Source organism: Leucobacter aridicollis (genome assembly GCF_024399335.1).
GTDB lineage: Bacteria > Actinomycetota > Actinomycetes > Actinomycetales > Microbacteriaceae > Leucobacter > Leucobacter aridicollis_A.
On the sequence record NZ_CP075339.1, the window covers coordinates 2,716,677 to 2,735,495 of the forward strand.

Genomic DNA, 18,819 nt, shown 5'->3' on the forward strand with positions numbered 1-18,819 from the left:
CCCTGAGCAGTAGCATGGTGGCGAACACCGGTTCGACCCAAAGGCGGGTCCGACAGAGGAGAGATAGTTGGAGATTCGTACCCTTGAGCCGAAAAGAGTGCGCGAAGCAGCGAAGGTCCTCGCCGAGGCGTTTACGGACGAACCGCTTGTCACCCAGCTCCTCCCCCTCGGAACTCTCCACCGCCAACGGAAGATAGCTGACTACTTCGTCTGGAGCATGCGCCGCACAGGGCTGCGCACTGTCGACGTCGCCATCGAAGCCGACAAGATCGTTGGTGTCGCGTTGTGGCGCGCCCCCGGGCACGTGTCGCGCTGGCTCCCCGTACTGCCCGCAAAGACTGGCGTGTTGCTTCGCGGTGTCGGCCGTCGAGGCTTACGTGTGCTCGGCGCGCATGACGCAGCATGCGCAGACAAGCACCCGAGCGAGCCCTACTGGCACCTCGTCGGTGTCGGTACTGCCCAGGCGCACGCACGCGGCACCAGGCCCGCCACGGTACCCGACATCGAGGCGGCACTCGTGTCCCACAGGCTCCGAGAAATCGACGAGGCCGGTTCGCTCGCATCCCTTGAGGCACGCACTCCGCAGCACGTGAGCCAGTACGAGGCCCTCGGCTTTTCGCACCAGTGCGAACTTGCGAGCCCGGCAGTGAGCACTGTCGTGATGTGGCGATCGCCCGGCGCGGGCCGATCCAGAATCGCCGCTTAGAACTGCGGCCCACCTCCCCACGCCCTCAGCTCCGACGGATGCGCTGCGCACAGGTTAGCATCGGCGCGCCCGCACAGTCTTCACACCCCTCACACGAAGGAATGCGCTCATGACGCTCACCCCATCGACAGGCTTCGCTCTCACTGGCGCGCGCCTCATCACGAACACGCCTGACCACGCTGGCGCGACAGCCCTGCTTGTCGAGCACGGCCGGATCACATCACTCGGTGACGACACAGAGATTGAGGCGCTCGCGATCGCCGCCGGGTACCCAGTTCGCGACGCGAACGGCGCGACAGTCACGGCCGGCCTCTTCGACTCGCACACCCATCCGCACTGGGCAGCCGACGTGACACGCGGCGTCGACCTCGGAGGGCTCGGAACCATCACGGAGATCCAGGCCGCCGTCGCATCCTACGCCGCGACACTTCCTGCCGATGCTTGGGTGCTCGGCTGGAACCTTGAATTCGAACCGTTCGAGGCGACTGGTGTGCGGGGCGACCTGTTCGACGCCGCCGTCACTGGCCGCCCGTTCGCCGCGATGTTCTACGACCTGCATTCGGGACTCGCGAACGCCGCCGCCCTTGCAGCAGCGGGGGTCACCGAGGCGCCGGTGTTCGAGGACATGTCTGAGGTTGTTGTCGACGAGGCGGGGACGCTCACTGGCGAGCTTCGTGAGCCGAGCGCGTACAAGCTCGTCTTCGACGCAGTGCCGGCGCTCTCACACGACGACGAGCGTGACTCGCTCCGCGACATGTTCCGCACACTCGCTGCGGCGGGCCTCACCGGCGGGGCGATCATGGACGGCAAGCCGCGCACAGTCGATCTCATCGAGGAACTCGATGAGCGCGGGGAACTCGACCATCGCCTCGTCGTACACCACTGGCACGCTGTCACCGACGACGACGAGGCGGTCGCGCGCGTGATCGCCTCAAAAGATCGCCGCGGCAATCTCTGGGAGTCAGACGGCATCAAGCTGTTCAGTGACGGCGTCATCGACACCGGCACTGCCTGGCTGCATCAGCCCGACGCCTGCGGCGACGGCACACACGCGTTCTGGCCAGACTGGGACCGCTACAGAAGTGTTGTACGGGCGTATCACGACGCGGGCATGATCATCGCGACGCACGCTGTCGGCGACTTCGCCGTGAATCGCGTGCTCGACGCCTACGCTGAGCTCCCCGCTCGCGGCGACGCGCGGCCGCACTCAATCGAGCACCTCGAGGTGCTCGCGGATGAGGACCTCGAGAAGCTCACGGGCTCGGGCGTCACGGCGTCAATGCAGCCGCTGCACATGCAGTGGCGAGAGGGCGACGACAGCGACAACTGGGCGGTACGGCTTGGCGAGCGCGCGGCGACAGGCTACCGGGTTCGCGACGTTCTCGAGACAGGCACACGCGTGACGCTCGGTTCAGACTGGCCCGTTGCTCACTACGACCCCCGCATTGGGATGGCATGGGCTCGCGGGCGCAGCACTCCAGGTGTCGCTGATGCACACGTGTTCGAGCCCGAGCAGCGACTGACCGGGGAGGAGGCGCTTCTCGCGTACACGCTGTGGCCAGCCCTGGCTCGCGGGTACGATGACCGCGGTGTGCTCGCCCCCGGCGCGCTCGCAGACCTCACGATCTGGGACGGCGACCCCGTTGCCGCGACTCCCGACGAACTCGTGTCACTCGCGATCGCTGCGACAGTCGTCGATGGTCGGTTCGTGCACGACGCGCTCTAGCATCGCGATCCGGTGCCGCCGAACGGCACCTCTGCGGGCCTACCTCGCCTGCAAATACGTCAAGATCGCGCGCACTCGCCGATTCTCGTCGCTCGGCTGCAGGCCTAAGCGCGCGAAGATGTTGCCGATGTGTTTCCGCACGGCAGCATCGCTCACGTACAGTTGCGCCGCGATTTCGGCGTTTGACTCGCCCTTCGCCATGAGCTCGAGCACCTCGCGTTCGCGCGCCGTGAGAACGGCGAGCGGCCCGGGCTGGTCCTGCCGCAAGAGGTGTCGCGTGACCTCCGGATCAATCACCGTGCCGCCAGCGGCGACAGCTGCGAGCGCTTGGTCGAAGTCGGCGACCCTGTTGACGCGCTCCTTGAGCAGGTAGCCGACGCCGCCCTCGGGCAGCGTCAGAAGAACTCGAGCGTACCTGTCGGCGACGTACTGCGAGAGGGCGAGCACTGGCTGTGCGGGGGCGAGTTCGCGGATCTGAAGCGCTGCACGTAACCCGTCATCGGTGCGGGTAGGTGGCATACGCACGTCGGTCACGACGAGGTCGGGCGCGACTGTCAGGCTCCCGTAGACGGCGACGAGCTCCGTGGCGTCACTGGCGGAGGCAACGACCTCGTGCCCGAGCCGTTCGAGCAGGGCCTGGAGCGCCTCTCGGAGTAAGGCCGCGTCATCGGCGAGCAGAATCCGCACGGATGCCCCTCCCGTCTTTAGGCGCCGGGCTGACGACCGCACGCACGCGTCCCGGCAGCGAGTGCTGAGCCTCGACAAGTGGGAATGACAGCGTCAACCGAGTGGGCCCGCCAACCGGGCTCTCAATCGTGAGGGTACCGTCGAGCGCGTCCGCACGCTCACGCAGCCCTCTGAGCCCCGTCCCGCCGTCTATGTCTACGCCACCGTGGCCGGAATCACTCGCCACGACGTACGCGCGTTCTTCGTCTGCGGCGAGCGCAACCCGAACGACGGAGGCGGACGTGTGCTTTGCGGCGTTCGTGAGCGCCTCGGCGACGACGAAGTAGGCGGCTGCCTCTCGCTCGGGGCTCAGCCTGGGAAACCCGCGATCCTCAAGGCGCAGCGGCATCGCGCTTCGCGAACCGAGTTCAGTGAGCGCGGCGGCGAGGCCATGGTCCGAGAGCACAGCTGGGTGAATGCCCCGCACGGTGTTTCGCAGCGATTCGAGCGCGCGCTCGGTCTGCCGCTGGGCTGCTTCGAGCGCTGTTCTGCGTGCGGCATCATCCCCGTGGTTCAGCTCGAGTTCGAGAATGCCGAGCCGTGCTGCAATAGCGACGAGTTCCTGTTGAACGCCGTCGTGCAGATCACGCTCGAGGCGGCGGCGCTCGGCTTCGTTCGCTGCGACGATCGTGGCCCGGGACCTCGTGAGCCGGGCAACACGCTCGTCAATCTCCGCAATCCGAGGCGCAAGCAGCCACCGGAGGCAACCGCCCTGCAGCGCCGCGAGAAGCCCGGTCACGTAGCCGAACACCGGCAACGAAAGCAGCACGACGACGATCGGTTGCCACCAGTTTTCGGGCCCGAGCTCGATGACGATGTCGCTGAACAGGTTCGCCGACACGGCGCCCTGCAGCGCCATGACGACAAGAGCAACGCCCGCACCGATAACAAGTCCTTGCAGACAGACAACAGCAACCGACACCGCCCCGAACCCGATACCTGTCAGAAGCGACAGCATCTCGCGCCAGGTCGCGGGCTCGGTGAGGCGCACACCGAGCCAGTTCTGGCGCTCGCCGCGCGGCACTGGCACGTGCCCGCTCGGCGGGCGCGGCAGTCCGAGGAGTGTGAGCCTCCGACGGTCGAGCCACCCGAGCGCGATCCCCCACAGAGGCAACAGCAGAATCGTCGGCACGAAGACCGCGATGAGGATCGGGGTGAGTACCGCGCTCGACACGACAAACGCGAACGATCGCCACGGCCAGCCTGACGAGAGATAGCTCCATGGCGACAGCATGAGCGCCTGCCACACTGTCTGAGCTTTCATGCTCCTAGGCTACGTGCACGGTTGCTGCCGCGTAGCCCTCGCCCGAGCTTCCGGCAAAAAGGTATCGCCAGGTCTACCGTCTGCGGGTGGCGGACACGGCCTGAAGCCTTACCTGTGCATCGAATACTCGCCGATCTCCTCGCGCTCGAGCGCGCCAGACTTGCGGCGGATGTTTCGCAGGTGTGTCTCGACAGTTCGCACCGACAGGTTCAATGCGGCGGCGATGCCAGGATTGTTCATACCTTCCGCGACGAGGTCAATGATCTCGCGCTCGCGTTGGGTGAAACCGAGGCTCGACTCAACCTGGGTGAGGGCAACCTCGGTCGCCGGGTCCTCCGACGTCATGAGCGCAGCGACCTCTTCCCGCACTTCAGCGGCGCGGTCCTCATCCCCCGCCTCGCGGTACAGCCGAGCTGCAGCAAGGAAGTACTTCAGCGCCGAATCGTTCGCGTGCTCGCGTCGTAGCCATCTCGCGGCTTCCACGAGACCGGGCGCATCGCGCTTGTGGTGCGCGATACGCGCGTCGAGGTACGCGAGGAATACTGTCCCGCCGAGATACTCAAGTCGGGCCCGCTCGGCGATGGCGGCGTCGACGTCGAAGTCGAGCAGCATTGCGAGCATCGATGACCCCGCAGCGGAGAACTCGTAGCCCCGCTCACGCAGCTCGCCCGCGAGCGCCTGATAGCTCGCACTTGTCTCTTCGGGGGTCCCATCGATCTCAGTGACGAGCGCCGCCGGGAATCCGACCGCGCCCATGGGTACGGCCTCGCTCCGCCCCGCATACGATGCGCCTCGCTCGATGAGCGTACCGACCGAGCTAATCCGCCCGCTTCGGCGGGCGGCGATCGCGAGCGCATTCATGAGCGCGCGATCGGGCCCGAAGAGCAAGTTCGCCGCCTGGAACTGGCCGCTCGCAGCGATGCTGCCTGCCGCGGTCGCGTCGGCATAGCGGCTCATCGTGAGCAGCGCCATGACCGCGACGTACGCCTGAGCGACGATCGCCGAACGATCGAAACGCTCGCGGGCGACTGTCAACTGCGATGAGGCCCACTCGAGTGCTTCCTGGGGTCGCCCGGCGGTCACGAGCGCGAGGCCACGCAACGGCGCGGCAAAGCGTGGCACCCAGCCGGTGTTCGGGAGCTTCGCGAATTGCTCGAGCGCAGTCGCTGGGCGCCCGCCAAGGGCGTGCATGGCGATCAGGATCAGCCCGCCAACGTCGCCCTCCACTCCCGGCAGCTCCGAGATCTCCTCGATACGTGCAAGCATCGGCTCGGTGATCTCCGTCTTTTCAGCGTGGAAGCCGATCGTCAGCGCTTCGATTGCCGCAGGGTAGCCAAGGTCACCCGTCCCGGTGAGTGCCTCCTCAACGACCTCACGCGGCTGCAGCTGCGTGACGAGCCACCTCGCGTGGAGGTACCTGAAGTAGAGCGCTTCGACCGGCGCGGCATCATCGAGTTGCGTCTCCGAGACGATCGCCTCGATCTGGCCGGCTGGTGCGTCACCAGTCAGGCGAAGCTCAAGCGCAGCGATGCCGTTGCCGACTGTCGGCCGTTCAGACCAGTTGTTCCAGGTGCGGCTGAGGTCCGCGTCAAAGGCGTCTCGAAACGCACGGGCGAGCAGCGGGATGTCTGGTTGCGGGATGACGTCTGCAAACTGCCGCGGAACCTGCGGCTGCTCAGCGATCTCGATGCCGAACTCCGCCCCTAGCACTTCCTCGATCTGCTGCCTGAGCCGGATCCCCCGCACCGAAGGGGCCCGATGCCTGAAGTAGTCGCTGACGCCCGGCGGGTTCACGGTGACCCGTGGGCCAGCGCCCGCGGTGAAGAGTCGCACAAGCCCGCGGCCCTCGAGGCGCTCAAGCTCCTCCTGACCCACGAGCGTCGTCGCTTGGTCGACCGCGAGCGGGCCGGTCACGACGAGCATCTCGAGCGCCTCGCGAATCTCCTCCGGGTAGCGGTACAAGAGCGACTCGAAGGCGCCCTCGAGCTCGTCAGACCAGAGGTCTGCGCCGTCGTGCCACACGCCCCCCTGCTTGCGAATCTTGGCGCGTCGTTTCGCACTGTCTGCGAATGCGATAGCGTAACCGGGCAGCCCACCGGACTTCATGTGAACCCTGCCGCTCAGCGACGGGGCGACCTGGTCGCCGAGGCGTTCTTCAAGCAGGTCATGGATCGCGTCGAGCCGCAGTTCCTCGAGCGTCAGCTTCACCACCGGCTGTGCCATTCTGATGAGCAGTCGCTCGTCAGGGTCGATATCGCCGCGCGACTCCGCAGTCGCGACGATTGGCACGCCAGTTGCCTTATGGATCTGTTCGAGCAGCACCCACGACGCATCGTCGAGCAGGTCGATGTCGTCGACGAGCACGACTGCCGGCCCCTCCGTGAGCAGCTCGGTGACGGCGCGCGGCAGTTCGACCGATAGGTCAGCGTCAGGGCGGCGGCTCGCTGGCAGATTCGGCAGCGCGGTTTTGAAGGCCTCGAGCGGTCTGGCGTGCTCGATGCCGCGCAACTGCACGAGCGCGAGCCCGATCCCGCGGAGAGCATCGCCGACCCGCCCCAGCAACTCAGTTCTCCCAGACCAGTGCTGTCCGATCACAGACACTGAAGTGCCGTCGATCACGTAGCGCACGATCCGCTGAACGTCTGTGTTGCGAGCGTACACAGGCTCCCCCTCCTGCTGCCAGGGAGGCAGCCCGCGCTGCAGTAGCGACATGGGCCGTCCGTCCCGTTCATTCAGTACAGGCAGGATACCGCGCATCAGTTCTCCTTCGCAGGGTTGGGGCGCCGGGTGTGACGCATGAGCGAGGCCGCTCCCGCTGTCACCAGACCCGCAGCCCCAAACAGCAGTGCGCTCTGTGGCGTGCCGCCAGTTCCAGAGAGGCCCCCGTCGGGAGAAGTGGCACGCTCGACGCCGGTGAAGGCGAGGTCGACGATTGAGACGGCGGCGCCGGCGGCACCTTGGGCTTCCGGGTAGCGCACCTGTACGCAGAGATCAATCGTTTCCCCGGAGGCGATCGTGCCCTGCGGTAACGGCATGGCCGCAGCCAGCGTGACTTCGTCGGCACCGGCCATGGCAGCCGCGGAGCACTCCACCGTACGCTCCGACGCGAGCACGAGCGCGTCGGCGCCCGCTCCGTCTCCGGATTCGCGGGTGAGGATCGGGGTGAGCGCGAGTTCGAGATCCTGAGCCGCGTCGTTTCGCACGGTGGCAACTGCGCGCGCGTCTTCGCCTGGATGCAGGGTCACGTTGAAGAGCTGCCTGGCGGGTGACACTGTGAGTGACGCCGACCGGGCCGCGGCCTGCGCAGGAGCGGCAATCAGCACCGTGGCGGCTGCAACACCGAAGCCCGCGGTGAGGAGCGCCGCGAGTGCCCGCTGTCTCATCACCGGGCGTGGCCCGTCATGGAAAGCTCGGCACGTGTTCCGCCCGAGGAGCCGCCTCGCTGCGCGGCGCTGTCTCGGGGCGCAACAGTGTCTCGGTGCCCGGCGCTGTCTCGCTGCGCGGCATGGGTCACTGAATCGTCGCCTGCGGAGAGTGCCTCGCGGTCGCGTCGCCTGCTCGGCACGAACAGCGCGATCAGAAAGACAGCGCCGACGATCAGCCGCACCGCCCACAGCTCGGACACGCGAAACAGCGTTGCCCAGGCTCCCTGGAGCGCAAACCGTGGCGTGCCGAGCACCTGCTCCGCCGTAACCGGCAGTGGGTCGCTGATGTCGTTGCCGTCGCCTTTCAAGATTGCGCCGCCGTCGATCACGGTCTCCACCCGATGCACGTACTGGTCCGACGTATCGCCGGCAGCAAACGAGACAACCACGGGCTGGCCAGGGGTCTCGAGCTCGTCACCAGTCGGCTTCTGCACAACGAGGACATCGCCGACCTCATAGGTGGGCTGCATAGAGACCCCGGTGACAGTCATGTAGTAGTCGCCACTCACTGTCGACCAGAGAAACGGAACCGCAAGGGCCACGAGCGCGATGCTCGAGAGCGTTCGCAGGGTCAAGATGATGCTTCGCATGTCGTCCTCCAGGGTGGGTGGTGATCTTGTCGGTGTCGGTACGTTTCGTTTGGTGTGCGCTACGGGCGATACGCGTCGGCGCCGAGCAGAATCGGGGGGCTGCTCGGCGCCGCCTCTAGTCACTTATCCGTTGCTAGTTGCTCTTTGCGATGCTGTTGAAGAGGTAGTCAGCAGTCACCTTCGACTCGTCGAGGTTTGCGGCATTGAACGCCGCTGCATCCTCAACGAACACGTCGACGCGTACCTTTGCGCTCTGGCCCGGGGCGAGCTCGAACGAGTCGGCGCCGTCGAGTCGCATGTCGGCGAGCTTTCCGGTGCTGACGACCGCTCCACCGTCGATTGCGACGCGGGTGTCAAGGGCACCGGCGAGTTGAGCGCCGTTCACACCGCCCGGCTGCAGCTGCGAGGCGAGGGTCACGGTGAGGGTGGCGTTCGTCGAGGTGTTCGTAGCCGTGTAGTAGCCGGTCACGGCTTCGCCGTCCATCCCGCCAGTGAATGTGTTCGTCATCGGGGCACCGGTAACCTTGAGCTCGCCGTCGGCGGAGGTGTCCGAGATCTTGGTGTCAAACACGTTGTCGAAAATCGTGCTGTTTGCGGTGACAAGCGCGCCGCCGACCGTGACGCCGGCAATCAGCAGGAGCGAGCCGCCAGCGATCGCGAGCTTCTTCTTGGTGGATGTCTGCGTAGCCATGGGGATACCTTTCTCAGGGGGTGTGTGAGCGGGCCGTGCGAGTGACTGTGCGATTCGCGCTGGCCTCGAATACGAGTCAACAGGCCGCGCAGGATGCCCCCACGGGTTACGTGTCAATCTGCGGGGTCTCTCGCCGAGATCTACGCGTGATCGAATTCCATCTACGTCCAGCGCGCCTGGGTGCATACTTGAGCCCATGAGTCTCACTGTCACCCTCACCCTCGAACCTGTCGGCCCGGCAACGGCGATCACACTCACTGAGGAGCAGGTCGTGCTACTCGGCGCGGGCAAGCGCGCCCCAGTCGTCGTCGACATCGGAGGCCGAACCGCCCGCATGCGAATCGCGAGCATGGGTGGCGATTACGTCATCGGTATCTCGAAAGCGAACCGGGTCGCTCTCGGCGTTGAGATCGGCGACACAGTGACAGCGACGATCTCTGTCGACGCTGTCGAGCGCACTGTCGAGGTGCCTCCCGAGTTGGCCTCAGCCCTCGCCGACCGCGTCGGGGCGCGTGACGCGTTCGACGCGCTGTCGTACACGCAACGCAAGGAGCACGTGGCAGCGGTCAACGGCGCCAAGCGATCCGACACCCGGGAACGCAGAATCGCCGGGATCCTTCACTCCCTGGCTTCCGCCCCCGAGAGTTAGGCTTCGTCGAGTGACTTGCCCCTGAATTCAACGAGCGCCCACGCTGCGGCCGCCGCGACAAGGAAGAACACAGCGAAGACTGTAAACGTCAGGCCTGCACCGCCGGCCGCGAGTATCACGGGTACGAGAAGTGGCGCCGCGATCGAGGCGATTCGCCCGAACCCCGCGGCCCAGCCAGCGCCCGTGCCGCGGAGCGACGTTGGATAGATCTCGGGGGTGACCGCGTACAGCGCACCCCAGGCACCCAGGTTGAAGAACGAGAGCGCCATGCCCGCGGCGACGATCGCTGTCTCGGTCTCCGCCGTGCCGAACGCAATCGCAGACCCCGCTGAGCCGACGAGGAACACCGACAGGGTGAGTCGGCGCCCCCACTTCTCGATGAGCCAAGCTGCCACGGCGTAGCCCGGGAGCTGCGCAAGGGTGATGAGCAGCGTGAAGCCGAACGAGCGCACCAGGCCAAACCCAGCGTCGACAAGGATCGACGGAATCCAGATGAACGCACCGTAGTACGCGAAGTTCACACAGAACCACACAGCCCAGATCGCGGCCGTGCGGGTGCGATACGCGGGCGCCCAGATCGCCGCGAGTCTGTTGCGCGCAGGCTGAACTACCGCTGCATCGGCTCGGACAGATGCGGCAGGCTCAGCGAGCTCCTCGCGGCGCGACGCAGTTGCAGTCTCAGCGCCGACCGCGCCACCGTGCGCGGCGGTGGCGCGGAGAGGCGCTGAGGCTTCAAACTCGGCGACGACACTCTCGGCTTCGGCAGTGCGGCCCCGAGAGGCGAGCCAGCGCGGGGACTCGGGGAGGCCAAGACGTACGACGAGCGCATAGACCGCCGGCACCGCACCGATTGCGAAGGCCCACCGCCAGCCGTTCTCCGAGGCCGGTACCACGAAGTAGCCGATGACCGCCGACGCTGTCCAACCGACAGCCCAGAACGCCTCGAGGATGACGATGATGCGGCCGCGGATACGGGCAGGTGCGAACTCCGAGACATACGTGGAGGCGACAGGAAGCTCAGCGCCGAGGCCAAGACCAACGAGGAAGCGGAAGATGAGCAGGAGCGCAAGCCCGCCCACGAGCGCGCTCGCGCCGGTCGCGAGGCCGTAGACGAGTAGCGTGAGCGCAAAGACCTGCCTGCGCCCGATTCGGTCGGCGAGAAGACCACCGAGGCTCGCGCCGATAGCCATTCCGAGAAAGCCGACCGAGGCGATGAGCCCGCCCTCACCCTTCGTCAACCCCCAGTGCTGGGTGAGCGCGGCGATGATGAATGAGATCAGCCCGACGTCCATGGCGTCGAGCGCCCAGCCGAGCCCCGAGCCCGAGAGCACGCGAAGGTGCTTCCGGGTAAATGACAGCGCATCAAGGCGCTCTGAAACGGTTCGGGTTGTCTCACTCACAGGGTTCATCCTATGAGTCAGCTGGACTATGCGGGAAACTTGTTCGCGAGTAGCCGCGGCATGAGCTGGTACGCCACAACGAGCGCGAGCCCGAGCGCGAGCAGCACGAGCCACCAGATCGGCTCCACGAAGAACGAGGCAAGTCCGAGAGCCGAAGCCGCGAGGGTGAACCCGGCGTTGATGCCGGAAGCCGCTAGGTGCGGCATGCCAAGCTGCTGCAGGCGTTGGTACGCGTGCTCCTTGTGCGGCTCGTCCCACTTGTGGCCGGCGCGCACTCGCTTCACGAGCGTCGTACCGACATCACCGAAGTAGATGACCATCGGGCCGATCGTCGCGAGAACGGGAACACCGGTGAGGAGGGCCGCAAAGCTCGTCACAGCGACTGCGCCGCCGAGCATGTAGCTGCCGACATCACCAGGAAACGCTCCCGGCTTTGTGAGGTTCCACGGAAGAAAGCCCGCCCAGCCGGCGGCAAGTACGAGCCCAGCGATAACGAGCCAGTGCTGGCCGCTCAGCCATCCAGCGGCAGCAAACGCGAGGCCAGCGATGAGCCCGTGGAGCCCGCTGATCCCGTTCAGCCCATCCATGAAGTTCGCGACGTTGATGTAGCTCGAGATGAACAGCACGGCGTAGACGAAGAGAGCTGCGAGCGCCCACACGGGGAGGGTCGCCGCGTCGATCCCCTGTACGGCTCCGCGATCCGTCGCTCGGGCGAGCACGAGCAGCGCGAGCGCTGAGCCAGCTGCAATCGCGAGCAGCACAGCGCTTCGAATCGGCACGCTCAGCCCCCGGATATCCTCGCTCAGGCCGAGCAGCCCCGCGGCGAGCGTCGCAAGCGTGACTGTGAGCAGAAAGCGCCAGTCGGCACCAGCTGGCTCAAGCGAAAACGCGAGCCAGGTGAAGCAGGCTTCAACGGCCACAACCGCGATGAGCACTGCGAGTCCGAGACCGCGGAGCACAGGCCGCTCGTGCGACGACCGGTGATTCGGCACGTCGACGATTCCAAGCTTCACGAGCAGCGGCCTGACCGCGAACGGCAACAGGACGCTCAACGTGAATGCGGCGCCGAAAGCGAGACCCGAGATGTTCACTGGACCCGCCCCTCTGCTTCGTCGGTGAGGTCGAGGCGCGCAACCCAGCCATCGTGGTCAAGAATGTCGGGGCTAATCACACCGATGTGCGCGTGCGAGATCTTCGGGTGGAATGGCCGCTCGTTGCCCTCGCCGTCGCCGGTGAGCACTTCGTGCAACTTCTCGCCGTGGCGGAGACCGGTGTAGACGATGTCAATCTCCTTACCCGACTGCGCGATCATGCGCTTCGCGACATCCAGAATGCGCACGGGCTCCCCCATGTCGAGAATGAGCACTTCCCCCGGGCGGCCGATGCCGCCTGCCTGGATCACGAGCTGGGATGCTTCCGGGATCGTCATGAAGAAGCGTGTCGCCTCGGGGTGTGTTACCGTCACCGGCCCACCCTTCTCAATGAGATTGCGGAACGTGGGGAGCATAGACCCCCGGCTGCCAATGACATTGCCGAACCGTACCGAGAGGTAGCGGCCGCCGGTCTGCTCCGCCATCCATCCCGTGAGCTTCTCTGCGACCCGCTTCGAGTGGCCGAGCACACTCGTCGGGTTCGCAGCCTTGTCCGTAGAAATGTTCACGAACGTGCCGACGTTCACCGAGCGGGCGGCGTTCAGCACATTGAGCGTGCCGACGACGTTCGTCTTCCACGCCTCATCCGGGTACTGTTCAAGCATCGGGAGGTGCTTGAGCGCAGCAGCGTGGAACACGACCTCGGGCTGGCGCTCCTGGAAGATCTCACGGACTGCCTCGGCGTCACGGATGTCGGCGAGCACAACATCGTTCGTGTCGAGCAGGCCGTGCCCAGCGATCGAAATCTGCACCTCTTGCAGCGCAGTCTCGTCGCGGTCGAGCATGATGAGCTCTTTCGGCGCAAAGTTGATGAGCTGCCTGCACAGCTCCGATCCGATCGAGCCGCCTGCGCCAGTCACGAGTACACGCTTGCCCTGCAGGTAGTCCGCGATCGACTCGGTGCTGAGTCGAACCGGATGGCGTCCGATAATGTCTTCAATCGATAGCTCACGCACGTTCGAGATAGACGCAGAATTGTCAAGCAGCTGGTTGAGTGGCGGAAGCACCATCACGTTCACGCCGAGCTTGTCCGCGTCCTCGTCGAGTCTGCGGAGCATGCCCGCATCGGCGTCGCCGATGCACACAAGAATCGCCGTCGCACCAGTCGCGCGCACCGCCTGCTCAAGATCCTGGATCCCGCCAAGGACCTTCACCCCGCGAACCTCCTGGTTGCTCTTAGCGGGGTCATCGTCGAGAAAGCCGACGGGCAGATACTCCGACTTCGCATCGGTCAGGAGGCGTTTCGCGGTCTGCACGCCCAGATAGCCAGAGCCATACAGCAGCACCCGCTCAGCCTTCGCCGGCTTCAGGTTACGCTCTTTCAAGATTCGAATGATGTAGCGCGCGACGCCCATCACCGAGAAGGTGATCGGAGCGGCAATGACGAGCGTGCTGCGCGGAATACCGTTGCCGTACCCGACAAGGAAAGCGAACACCCAGGTGACCGCAGTGACCGCAGTGACGTTAAACACCACTGCTCGCACTTCATCGAAGCTGCCGATCTGGTACCGGCTGCGATACACCCAGAAGACCCAGCCGAACACAAGCTGCAACGCGGCCGCAACACCGATGACAGCGAGCGTCCACCCCCAGTGAATGCGCGTGAACGCGAAGTCAAAGCGAAGCACGAGCGCGATGATGATGCCAAGCGCCCACGCCATCACGTCGAGCAGGTACAGGCCACCGTAGGTCTCAACGAAGTGTGCAAACCGACCGCTCGCAGTCTTCCGCACGCGCCCTCCTCGTCTCCGTGGGCACTCGGCCCCAAACGCTCGGCGTAACCCGAACGTTATGAATGAATAGGTTCAAGGATAGCGCGGTGGAGCCTGTGCACGGGACGCACTCCCCGGGAGACGCAAAGAACCCCGGAGGTTTCCCTCCGGGGCTCTTCTACAGTTCAGAGACTGTCGGCTGTGACTTAGGAAATAACCTTGGTCACGGTGCCGGCGCCAACGGTGCGGCCACCCTCACGGATAGCGAAGCCGAGGCCCTCTTCCATAGCGATCGGCTGGATCAGCTCGACCGTCATGTCGGTGGTGTCGCCGGGCATAACCATCGGCTTGTCCTCGGGCAGCGTGATAACACCGGTCACGTCAGTCGTACGGAAGTAGAACTGCGGACGGTAGTTCGTCTCGAACGGGTTGTGGCGGCCGCCCTCTTCCTTCTTCAGGATGTAGGCAGTGCCCTCGAAGTTGGTGTGCGGGGTGATCGAGCCGGGCTCGACGATAACCTGACCGCGCTCAACTTCCTCGCGCTTGGTGCCGCGAAGCAGGAGGCCACAGTTCTCGCCTGCCCATGCCTCGTCGAGCTGCTTGTGGAACATCTCGATACCGGTCACGGTGGTCTTCTGCGTGGGACGCAGGCCAACGATCTCGATTTCCGAGTTGATCTTCAGCGTGCCACGCTCGGCGCGACCCGTAACAACGGTGCCACGACCGGTGATCGTGAAGACGTCCTCAACAGGCATGAGGAACGGCTTGTCACGGTCACGTACGGGGTCGGGAACGCTGTTGTCGACAGCTTCCATGAGCTCGAGAACGGAGTTAACCCACTTCTCTTCGCCCTGGAGGGCCTGGTAGCCCGAAACGCGGACGACGGGGACGTCGTCTCCCGGGTAACCCTGCTTCGAGAGCTCCTCACGGACCTCCATCTCGACGAGCTCGAGGATTTCCTCGTCGTCGACCTGGTCGCACTTGTTGAGCGCAACGAGGAGGTAAGGAACGCCGACCTGCTTCGCAAGGAGGATGTGCTCCTTGGTCTGAGCCATCATGCCGTCAGTAGCAGCAACCACGAGGATCGCGCCGTCCATCTGAGCAGCACCGGTGATCATGTTCTTGATGTAGTCAGCGTGGCCGGGTGCATCAACGTGAGCGTAGTGACGCTTCGGGGTCTCGTACTCAACGTGCGAGATGTTGATGGTAATGCCGCGCTGGCGCTCCTCGGGAGCGGAGTCAATCGTCGCGAAGTCACGCTGGACGTTCGTGTCCGACGGGTACTTGTCGGCGAGCGTCTTCGAGATTGCTGCGGTAAGGGTGGTCTTACCGTGGTCAACGTGACCGATCGTTCCGATGTTTACGTGCGGCTTGGTCCGCTCGAACTTGGCCTTCGCCACTATGGTCCTCCTCAGGACAGTCATGTGCCGTTTTCCCTCTTGACGGTTTCGAGAGGGCACGATCACAGGGTGTGTACTTATGTTACAAGCTCTGGCCTATCTGCGCGACCTGAGCCGGGTGATCAGGGGCGAGACACGCCCGCCCCCGATCGATGGGGCAATGTTACTCGCCCTTAGCCTTCTGAACGATCTCATCGGCCACGGCCTTCGGCACCTCAGCATAGGAGTCGAAGGTCATCGAGAACACTGCACGACCGCTGGTCTTCGACCGGAGGTCGCCAATGTACCCGAACATTTCTGAAAGCGGAACCAGCGCCCGGACGACCTTGACGCCCGAAGCGTCTTCCATCGACTGGATCTGGCCACGGCGGGAGTTGAGGTCGCCGATCACGTCGCCCATGTACTCCTCAGGAGTACGGACCTCAACGGCCATCATGGGCTCGAGCAGCACGGGCTGAGCCATGCGTGCGGCCTCCTTGAAGGCCATCGAGCCGGCGATCTTGAACGCCATCTCAGACGAGTCAACATCGTGGTATTGGCCGTCGAGCAGCTGCGCCTTGATGCCCACGACGGGGAAGCCAGCGAGGATGCCGTACTGCATTGCATCCTGGATACCGGCGTCGACCGACGGGATGTACTCGCGAGGAACGCGACCACCGGTCACCTTGTCCTCGAACTCGTAGATCTTGTCCGACTCGACCTCGAGCGGTGCGAGCGAGATCTGCACCTTTGCGAACTGACCGGAACCACCGGTCTGCTTCTTGTGGGTGTAGTCGTACTTGGGAACAGCCTTGCGGATGGTCTCGCGGTACGCGACCTGCGGCTTACCAACGTTCGCCTCAACCTTGAATTCACGCTTCATGCGATCGACAAGGATGTCGAGGTGGAGCTCGCCCATACCCGCGATAACGGTCTGGCCGGTCTCGGCGTTGAGGCTCACGCGGAACGTGGGGTCCTCTTCAGCGAGCTTCTGGATCGCGGTGCCGAGCTTCTCCTGGTCGCCCTTGGTCTTCGGCTCGATTGCAACCTCGATGACGGGTTCGGGGAAGGTCATCGACTCGAGCACAACCTGGTTGTTCGGATCCGAGAGGGTGTCACCGGTGGTGGTGTCCTTCAGACCAATAACAGCGTAGATGTTGCCCGCGGTGAGCTCGTCAACAGGGTTCTCCTTGTTGGCGTGCATCTGGAAGATCTTGCCGATGCGCTCCTTCTTGCCCTTGGTCGAGTTCACGACCTGCGCGCCCGACTCAACCTGACCCGAGTACACGCGAACGTAGGTGAGGCGACCGAAGAACGGGTGCACTGCAACCTTGAACGCGAGCGCCGAGAACGGCTGGTCCGACTTCGGGAGGCGCTCGATGACAATCGACTCGTCACGCGGGTCGTGCGCCTCGATAGCGCCGACGTCGAGCGGGTTCGGGAGGAAGTCAACAACCGCGTCGAGCATCGGCTGGATGCCACGGTTCTTGAAGGCCGAGCCGCAGTAGACGGGGTAGATCTCGTTGTTGACGACGAGCTTGCGGATGCCAGCCTTGATCTCGTCAACGCTGATCTCCTCGCCGCCGAAGAACTTCTCGAGGAGCGCGTCGTCGGTCTCGGCGACGGTCTCGACGAGCTTCTCGCGGTACTCCTTCGCCTTCTCGACGAGGTCAGCGGGGATCTCCTGGGTCTCGTAGTTCGCCCCGAGAGTAACGTCACCCTTCGAGTCGCCCTCCCAGACGAACGCCTTCATCGAGAGCAGGTCGACGACGCCAATGAAGTCAGACTCCGAACCGATCGGGAGCTGCATGACGAGCGGCTTCGCGCCCAGGCGGTTGATGATGGTATCTACGGTGAAGTAGAAGTCGGCACCCATCTTGTCCATCTTGTTGACGAAGCAGATGCGCGGAACGCCGTACTTGTCAGCCTGACGCCAGACGGTCTCCGACTGGGGCTCAACGCCCTCCTTGCCGTCGAACACTGCGACAGCACCGTCGAGAACGCGGAGCGAGCGCTCCACCTCGACGGTGAAGTCAACGTGGCCGGGGGTGTCGATGATGTTGATCTGGTTCTTGTTCCAGAAGCAGGTCACGGCGGCAGACGTGATCGTGATGCCGCGCTCCTTCTCCTGCTCCATCCAGTCAGTCGTCGCGCCACCGTCGTGGGTCTCGCCCAGCTTGTGGTTCACACCCGTGTAAAACAGGATGCGCTCGGTGGTGGTGGTCTTGCCGGCATCGATGTGGGCCATGATGCCGATGTTACGGACCTTACTCAGGTCGGTGAGCACGTCTTGTGCCACGGGGGTCTCCTCCGGGGTGGGGATTTAAGAGTGTGGGTTGCGGGCGAACCCGCAAGCGGGAGGCGGTTCGGATAGCGAGCCACCTCCCACTTCAGATGACTACCAGCGGTAGTGAGCGAACGCGCGGTTCGACTCTGCCATCTTGTGCGTGTCCTCGCGGCGCTTCACAGCGGCACCCAGGCCGTTGGATGCGTCGAGAATCTCGTTGGTGAGGCGATCCGTCATCGAGTTCTCGCGACGGGCCTTTGCGTAGCTCGTGAGCCAGCGCAGTGCGAGCGTGTTCGCACGGTGCGGCTTGACCTCAACGGGCACCTGGTAGGTCGAGCCACCGACACGGCGCGAACGTACCTCAAGGGTGGGGCGCACGTTGTCGAGCGCCTTCTTGAGTACGACCACGGCATCCTGGCCGCTCTTCTCAGCAACGACCTCGAGCGCGTTGTACACAATGCGCTCTGCGAGGCCCTTCTTGCCGTCAATAAGAATCTTGTTGACGAGCTGGCTGACGATGGGTGCGCCGTAAACCGGATCGGCGACTACGGGACGCTTGGGAGCAGGTCCTTTACGGGGCATTACTTCACCTTCTTTGCACCGTAGCGGCTACGAGCTTGCTTGCGGTCCTTGACCGCCTGCGTGTCGAGTGCGCCGCGCACGATCTTGTAACGAACACCGGGGAGGTCCTTCACACGACCACCGCGCACGAGCACCATCGAGTGCTCCTGCAGGTTGTGGCCCTCACCTGGGATGTAGGCCGTGACCTCGGTACCGTTCGAAAGCTTCACACGAGCGACCTTACGCATCGCCGAGTTCGGCTTCTTGGGGGTGGTGGTGTACACACGGGTGCACACACCGCGCTGCTGAGGGTTCGCCTTCAGTGCGGGAGCCTTGGTCTTGGTGACCTTCGGCGTCCGCCCCTTGCGAACCAGCTGCTGAATAGTAGGCACTGATTCTCCTAGTAGGTCCTGCACGGTGACAGGAATGCTTCAAATGGGCGAGCATTTGCACGAGCTTGCACTCACGCGGAGCTGCTGGACCTCCGGCCGAAACCGAAGAACCGAGTGCAGCTATGCCGTGGGGGTTTCAGCTCTGGGAGCGAGTGACCCT

At 64.6% G+C, this 18,819-nt stretch carries 16 protein-coding genes; 3 read left to right on the forward strand and 13 right to left on the reverse strand.

The genetic code is table 11. From position 1 onward, the window contains the following. The first annotated feature begins 67 nt into the window (after nucleotides 1-67). A complete protein-coding gene (locus tag KI794_RS12240) occupies nucleotides 68-706 on the forward strand; it encodes a hypothetical protein (RefSeq protein WP_162921343.1) in 639 nt (212 codons plus the stop codon). A 109-nt stretch (nucleotides 707-815) separates the two neighbouring features. Then, a complete protein-coding gene (locus KI794_RS12245; protein ID WP_119284761.1) occupies nucleotides 816-2,432 on the forward strand; it encodes an amidohydrolase in 1,617 nt (538 codons plus the stop codon). 39 nt (nucleotides 2,433-2,471) lie between these two features. Here the strand turns inward: KI794_RS12245 and KI794_RS12250 are convergent, their stop codons facing one another. The 6 genes from KI794_RS12250 to KI794_RS12275 form a co-directional block, all read right to left on the reverse strand. After that, the gene (locus KI794_RS12250) at nucleotides 2,472-3,119 is read right to left on the reverse strand and encodes a response regulator (protein WP_255808253.1); all 648 of its coding nucleotides are present in this window, start codon (nucleotides 3,117-3,119) and stop codon (nucleotides 2,472-2,474) included. Beyond that, on the reverse strand, nucleotides 3,097-4,422 hold the full coding sequence (locus KI794_RS12255; protein WP_255808254.1) for a sensor histidine kinase: 1,326 nt from the start codon (nucleotides 4,420-4,422) through the stop codon (nucleotides 3,097-3,099). The genes KI794_RS12250 and KI794_RS12255 overlap by 23 nt, the downstream gene beginning before the upstream one ends. Before the next feature lie 108 nt (nucleotides 4,423-4,530). Further along, nucleotides 4,531-7,179, reverse strand: a complete 2,649-nt coding sequence (locus tag KI794_RS12260; RefSeq protein WP_119284764.1) for a LuxR family transcriptional regulator — start codon at nucleotides 7,177-7,179, stop codon at nucleotides 4,531-4,533. Next, nucleotides 7,179-7,805 (reverse strand): hypothetical protein, encoded by a 627-nt coding sequence (locus tag KI794_RS12265; protein WP_119284765.1) that lies wholly within the window; start codon nucleotides 7,803-7,805, stop codon nucleotides 7,179-7,181. The genes KI794_RS12260 and KI794_RS12265 overlap by 1 nt, the downstream gene beginning before the upstream one ends. After that, nucleotides 7,805-8,437 (reverse strand): S24 family peptidase, encoded by a 633-nt coding sequence (locus tag KI794_RS12270; protein WP_255808255.1) that lies wholly within the window; start codon nucleotides 8,435-8,437, stop codon nucleotides 7,805-7,807. The genes KI794_RS12265 and KI794_RS12270 overlap by 1 nt, the downstream gene beginning before the upstream one ends. A gap of 133 nt (nucleotides 8,438-8,570) precedes the next feature. Then, the gene (locus tag KI794_RS12275) at nucleotides 8,571-9,128 is read right to left on the reverse strand and encodes a hypothetical protein (protein WP_119284767.1); all 558 of its coding nucleotides are present in this window, start codon (nucleotides 9,126-9,128) and stop codon (nucleotides 8,571-8,573) included. Between the two features lie 196 nt (nucleotides 9,129-9,324). Between KI794_RS12275 and KI794_RS12280 the strand changes: the two genes are divergently transcribed. Next, complete coding sequence (locus tag KI794_RS12280) at nucleotides 9,325-9,777, forward strand: YdeI/OmpD-associated family protein (RefSeq protein ID WP_255808256.1); 453 nt, start codon at nucleotides 9,325-9,327, stop codon at nucleotides 9,775-9,777. Here the strand turns inward: KI794_RS12280 and KI794_RS12285 are convergent. The 7 genes from KI794_RS12285 to rpsL form a co-directional block, all read right to left on the reverse strand. Continuing rightward, nucleotides 9,774-11,186, reverse strand: coding sequence for an MFS transporter (locus KI794_RS12285; RefSeq protein ID WP_119284769.1), 1,413 nt, complete (start codon nucleotides 11,184-11,186; stop codon nucleotides 9,774-9,776). The genes KI794_RS12280 and KI794_RS12285 overlap by 4 nt on opposite strands. A gap of 17 nt (nucleotides 11,187-11,203) precedes the next feature. After that, nucleotides 11,204-12,268, reverse strand: coding sequence for a UDP-phosphate alpha-N-acetyl-D-fucosaminephosphotransferase (locus KI794_RS12290; protein WP_255808258.1), 1,065 nt, complete (start codon nucleotides 12,266-12,268; stop codon nucleotides 11,204-11,206). Beyond that, nucleotides 12,265-14,061 (reverse strand): polysaccharide biosynthesis protein, encoded by a 1,797-nt coding sequence (locus tag KI794_RS12295; protein ID WP_119284770.1) that lies wholly within the window; start codon nucleotides 14,059-14,061, stop codon nucleotides 12,265-12,267. The genes KI794_RS12290 and KI794_RS12295 overlap by 4 nt, the downstream gene beginning before the upstream one ends. Nucleotides 14,062-14,246: 185 nt before the next feature. Continuing rightward, nucleotides 14,247-15,440: an elongation factor Tu gene (tuf, locus tag KI794_RS12300; RefSeq protein WP_119284771.1), complete on the reverse strand. Its 1,194-nt coding sequence runs from the start codon at nucleotides 15,438-15,440 to the stop codon at nucleotides 14,247-14,249. 163 nt (nucleotides 15,441-15,603) lie between these two features. Next, nucleotides 15,604-17,718: an elongation factor G gene (gene fusA, locus KI794_RS12305; protein WP_304941393.1), complete on the reverse strand. Its 2,115-nt coding sequence runs from the start codon at nucleotides 17,716-17,718 to the stop codon at nucleotides 15,604-15,606. Between the two features lie 99 nt (nucleotides 17,719-17,817). Beyond that, nucleotides 17,818-18,288, reverse strand: a complete 471-nt coding sequence (rpsG, locus tag KI794_RS12310; RefSeq protein WP_255808259.1) for a 30S ribosomal protein S7 — start codon at nucleotides 18,286-18,288, stop codon at nucleotides 17,818-17,820. Beyond that, nucleotides 18,288-18,659, reverse strand: coding sequence for a 30S ribosomal protein S12 (gene rpsL, locus KI794_RS12315; RefSeq protein ID WP_119284773.1), 372 nt, complete (start codon nucleotides 18,657-18,659; stop codon nucleotides 18,288-18,290). The genes rpsG and rpsL overlap by 1 nt, the downstream gene beginning before the upstream one ends. Between the last annotated feature and the right edge of the window lie 160 nt (nucleotides 18,660-18,819).

Excerpts from the sequence above, each read along its gene's own strand:
- KI794_RS12260 (WP_119284764.1), bottom strand. The coding sequence starts at position 7,179 with ATGCGCGGTATCCTGCCTGTACTGAATGAACGGGACGGACGGCCCATG.
- KI794_RS12285 (WP_119284769.1), bottom strand. The coding sequence starts at position 11,186 with ATGAACCCTGTGAGTGAGACAACCCGAACCGTTTCAGAGCGCCTTGAT.
- KI794_RS12255 (WP_255808254.1), bottom strand. The coding sequence starts at position 4,422 with ATGAAAGCTCAGACAGTGTGGCAGGCGCTCATGCTGTCGCCATGGAGC.
- KI794_RS12270 (WP_255808255.1), bottom strand. The coding sequence starts at position 8,437 with ATGCGAAGCATCATCTTGACCCTGCGAACGCTCTCGAGCATCGCGCTC.
- KI794_RS12265 (WP_119284765.1), bottom strand. The coding sequence starts at position 7,805 with ATGAGACAGCGGGCACTCGCGGCGCTCCTCACCGCGGGCTTCGGTGTT.
- KI794_RS12245 (WP_119284761.1), top strand. The coding sequence starts at position 816 with ATGACGCTCACCCCATCGACAGGCTTCGCTCTCACTGGCGCGCGCCTC.
- rpsG (WP_255808259.1), bottom strand. The coding sequence starts at position 18,288 with ATGCCCCGTAAAGGACCTGCTCCCAAGCGTCCCGTAGTCGCCGATCCG.
- KI794_RS12280 (WP_255808256.1), top strand. The coding sequence starts at position 9,325 with ATGAGTCTCACTGTCACCCTCACCCTCGAACCTGTCGGCCCGGCAACG.
- KI794_RS12275 (WP_119284767.1), bottom strand. The coding sequence starts at position 9,128 with ATGGCTACGCAGACATCCACCAAGAAGAAGCTCGCGATCGCTGGCGGC.